Genomic DNA, 3,417 nt, shown 5'->3' with positions numbered 1-3,417 from the left:
AGACCCTTGGTCGCGCCGAACGCGCCGAGCACGACGTCCTCGCCCATCAGGAAAGTCAGCGGGTCGCGTTCCATTTCTTCCGCGATGGCCTGGTTGATCGCCTGGATAAAATTGGTTTGCGGCATGACGATTCCTCCGCTGGCGCGCGCTCAGGCGTAAACGTCGTCGGTGACTTCCGACGCCGCGGGCAATTCGCTCGCGCGCGCGAACTCGACCGCGTCGGCGAGTTCCTTTTCCGTGTCGGCGACGATCTTCTTGAGTTCGGCCGAGCTTATCTTGCCGCTCGCCGCACACCATTTCTCGAATCGAATCAGCGGGCACTTGCGCTTCCATTCTTCGACCTCGGATTTCTCGCGATACGCGCCGTCGCCGAGAAAGGCCTGCTCGCCTACGACGTGACCCTCCCATCGATAGGTCTTGCATTCGAGCAGCGTGGGACCTTCGCCTGCACGGGCACGGGCGACCGCCTCGCTGGTGTAGCGAAAGACTTCGAGCACGTCGTTGCCGTCGACGATGCAGCCGGGGATGTCGTAGGCCTGCGCGCGCACCGCGATGTCCTTGACCGAGGTCACCGCCGCCATCGGAGTGAACTCGCCGAAGCCGTTGTTCTCGCAGACGAAGACGACCGGCAACTTCCACACCGCCGCAAGGTTCAGCGACTCGTGGAAGGTGCCCTCGTTGGAGGCGCCGTCGCCGAAGAATGCCACCGTGACATCGTCTTTGCCGGCGATCACGGCGCCCAGCGCGGAGCCGGTAGCAATCGGCAGTCCTGCGCCGACGATGCCGTTCGCGCCGAGGATTCCGAGCGAGTAGTCGACGATATGCATCGAGCCGCCTTTGCCCTTGCAGTATCCGGTGCGCTTGCCGAATATCTCCGCCATCATCCGATCGAGGCGTCCGCCCTTGGCGATCAGATGTCCATGACCGCGATGAGTTGACGTGATGCGATCGGTCTTGCGCAATGCGGCGCAGACGCCGGTGGCGGAAGCTTCTTCGCCGATCGAGACGTGGACGAAGCCGGGAATCTCCGCCGCCATCGCCAAGTCACGCGCCTTCGACTCGAAATGCCGGATCTTCTGCATCGTGCGGTACATCTCGAGCAGCTTGTCCTTACTGATGTCCATGAGGGGTTACCTCCAAAAGGATATGGGAGAAAGGCGCCACTGTCCCCGCGAAAACTATTCCCAAGAGCAGAAACCGTCAAATGAGCGCGCTTGTTCAATATTCGTGCGAGTGCCACAAGTATGGAAATCCCGCCTCAGGAGGATTCGCAGTATGGCCAAGCACGGACACCTCAACCTCAGAAATGCAGGATACTCGATGCCGGCGGACGCCGCCGCGTATCAGCGCCCGCCGTTCTACTATCGCAATACACGCTCGATTTCAGTTGCGTTTGAAACCGATCTGGAAGCCGCCTTGGAAGCATTGCCGGCGCCGCTCACGCTGAGTGAGCCGGCCACCGCAATCCTTTCGTTTTACGAATATCCGTGGACTACTTTCGGTCCGTACAACGAAGCAATTCTTTCGCTTCTGGTCGAGCACAACGGCCGCCCGATGAACTACATCATGCACATCGCGGTGACGACCGAGCCGCCGATGCTGGCCGGCCGCGAAATCTGGGGTTTCCCGAAAAAGCTCGCGCAAATTGAATTCAAAAACGATCGCGACATGATTTGTGGAACGCTCGAACGTCCGGCAGGTATACGCCTCGCCAGTGCGATCGTTCGTCCGGAGCGGCCGGCCGCCAATGGGCACTCCGCCGCGACGCCGCCGGTCAGCATGCGCCTGATACCTTCGCCCGAAGAGAAAGGGCGGCCGTCCTGTGCCGAGCTCATCGAGACGCTCGCCGAGGTCAAAGTAATCGAGGCATGGACGGGAGTCGGCTCGATTGCTTTCGCGGAAAGCTCGCGGCTCGATCCGTGGAACCGTTTGCCGGTCAAGCGAGTGATTCAGGCGAGCTACATGCTTAGCGAGATGACGCTAGGATTCGGCAAGGTGATCGATCATCTCGAATAGTCGCGCGCTAAATCATGAATCCGCCGTCAACGCTGATGACCTGTCCGGTCACCGCGCTTGAGGCGTCCGACGCGAGCATCGCGGCCATCGCGCCCAATTCATCAGGCTCGACGATTCGCTTCTGGATGTTCTGGCTCTCTGCGAATCGTTTTGCGTCCGCCGTGCCCACTCCCATCATCGCGCCCAGCACGTTCCAGTCCACAAGCCTGGTGTTGGTCCATCCCGGGCATAGCACGTTCACGTTGATGCCGTGCGGGGCGGCGGCATAAGCAAGCGATCGCGTGAAGCCGATGAGCCCGTGCTTCGCGGCCGAGTAGGCTAGCGGGCCGCCGCCGTTCTTCGCATAGCCGGAACCGATGCTGATGATACGGCCCCACTTCTGTTTGATCATGTAGGGCAGCGCAGCGTGCGTCGCATGGAATGCCTGCGTGAGGTTCAGAAACAGGTTGTCCTCGAACGCGCGCGGGTCATGATTGAGAGGATCGAGGTGAGCCGGGTTCTCCGCGATGACGCCACCCGCGTTGTTGATAAGAATGTCGAGACCGCCGAGTTTGCGGGCAGCCTCGTCGACGCCAGCGGTAATCTGCTCTCGATTCATCACGTCGATGATCACCGGGAAGCCGCGCTGACCGCGCTCTTCGATCTCTTTCGTCACCGCGTCCAGTTCAGCTTGTGAGCGGGAGGCGACCGCGACATTCGCGCCGGCGTCGGCCAGCGCAAGCGCCATCGAGCGGCCAATCCCGCGCCCGCCGCCGGTTATCAGCGCGCGCCGTCCATGCAGATCGATCAGTTGTCTCATTTCCCGGGCGGCTTCATTTGTCGAATTAGGCTTCTCCGAGTTCAATCGCTTTGTCTCACCCATTCGCGGACTTTTGCAAATGGTCTAATTCAAGCCTGTATCGAAAGCACCCATACGGTGCGTCTTTTCGCGCCATACCCAAGCCGCGTCCTCGTTAACCCATTGCGTTGGCGACAATCATCTCGCGCGTTCGCGTGATGTCCAGTCCGCGCATCCGTGGCACGTTCGATGCACCATGATCGAAAGCTGGGTACTGATTAGATGGCGACAGCGACTTTCCAGAGCCTGCAAAGCGAGGAGAAACAGACCGATGGACACTTACCGTGAACTCTCTCTGGGGGTCCCAAAAGAGTACGAGTCGCTGCGCGAGAGCGCTCATCGCTTCGCCAAGGAAGTGATGCGACCGGCCGCGATCGAACTCGATCGCATGGCCGATCCTAACGATGTTATCGCGCCGGACTCCCCGCTGAGACGGGTGCTGAAGCAGGCTTACGGCCTTGGCTACCACGTGGCTGGAATCCCGGTCGCGATGGGTGGGCTGGGACTCGATCCGCTCGCGACTCACATCCTCCACGAGGAACTGGCGTGGGGATCGGTTGATC

At 60.7% G+C, this 3,417-nt stretch carries 4 protein-coding genes; 2 read left to right on the top strand and 2 right to left on the bottom strand.

What is annotated here, in order from left to right:
• Positions 1-149 precede the first annotated feature (149 nt).
• Positions 150-1,124, bottom strand: coding sequence for a thiamine pyrophosphate-dependent dehydrogenase E1 component subunit alpha (locus VIW95_RS08100; RefSeq protein ID WP_331585210.1), 975 nt, complete (start codon positions 1,122-1,124; stop codon positions 150-152).
• A 151-nt stretch (positions 1,125-1,275) separates the two neighbouring features.
• On the opposite strand from VIW95_RS08100, the gene VIW95_RS08095 reads away from it, so the two are divergent.
• Complete coding sequence (locus VIW95_RS08095) at positions 1,276-2,016, top strand: acetoacetate decarboxylase family protein (protein ID WP_331585208.1); 741 nt, start codon at positions 1,276-1,278, stop codon at positions 2,014-2,016.
• 7 nt (positions 2,017-2,023) lie between these two features.
• Here the strand turns inward: VIW95_RS08095 and VIW95_RS08090 are convergent, their stop codons facing one another.
• Entirely contained in the window at positions 2,024-2,815 is a 792-nt protein-coding gene (locus VIW95_RS08090) for an SDR family NAD(P)-dependent oxidoreductase (RefSeq protein WP_331585206.1), read from the bottom strand.
• Between the two features lie 310 nt (positions 2,816-3,125).
• Between VIW95_RS08090 and VIW95_RS08085 the strand changes: the two genes are divergently transcribed.
• Positions 3,126-3,417: acyl-CoA dehydrogenase family protein (locus VIW95_RS08085; protein WP_331585204.1), on the top strand; the 292-nt coding region annotated here is incomplete at its 3' end.

Source organism: Binatus sp. (SeqCode) (genome assembly GCF_036522015.1).
Taxonomy (GTDB): domain Bacteria; phylum Desulfobacterota; class Binatia; order Binatales; family Binataceae; genus Binatus.
Note: the sequence above shows the minus strand (reverse complement) of the source record. Positions and strands in the feature narration are given on the sequence as shown.